1 protein-coding gene is annotated in these 629 nt (G+C 66.0%); it reads left to right on the forward strand.

The window, feature by feature from the left end; genetic code table 11:
• Window positions 1-629 (forward strand): aldehyde dehydrogenase family protein (locus tag ACZYSP_RS35280; protein ID WP_489019193.1); only part of this gene is annotated, 629 nt, incomplete at both ends.

Consider the following 629-nt stretch of genomic DNA (forward strand, 5'->3'; position numbering starts at 1 on the left):
CGCGACTACAAGCCCACCCTCACGCGCTACGAGCGCTACAAGATCCTGATGCGCGCGGGCGAGATCATCGCCTCGCGCCTGGACGAGATCTCGCGCGTGATCACGATGGAGTCGGGCCTGTGCCGCAAGGACTCGCTGTACGAGGTGGGCCGCGCCTCCGACGTGCTGCTGTTCGCGGCCAACCAGGCGCTGGTGGACGACGGACAGGTGTTCTCCTGCGACCTCACGCACCACGGCAAGAGCCGCAAGGTCTACACGCTGCGCGAGCCGCTGCAGGGTGCGATCACGGCCATCACGCCGTTCAACCATCCGCTGAACCAGGTGATCCACAAGGTGGCGCCCTCCATTGCCACCAACAACCGCATGGTGCTCAAGCCCAGCGAGAAGACGCCGCTGACGGCCTTCATCCTGGCCGACATCCTGTACGAGGCGGGCCTGCCGCCGCCGATGCTGTCGGTGATCACGGGCGATCCGCGCGAGATTGCCGACGAGATGCTCACCAGCGCCGACGTGGACCTGGTCACCTTCACGGGGGGCGTGGCCATCGGCAAGTACATCGCGGGCAAGGCGGTGTACAAGCGCCAGATCCTGGAGCTGGGGGGCAATGACCCGATCATCGTGATGGAGGA

It is taken from the genome of Variovorax sp. F042, from assembly GCF_057814215.1.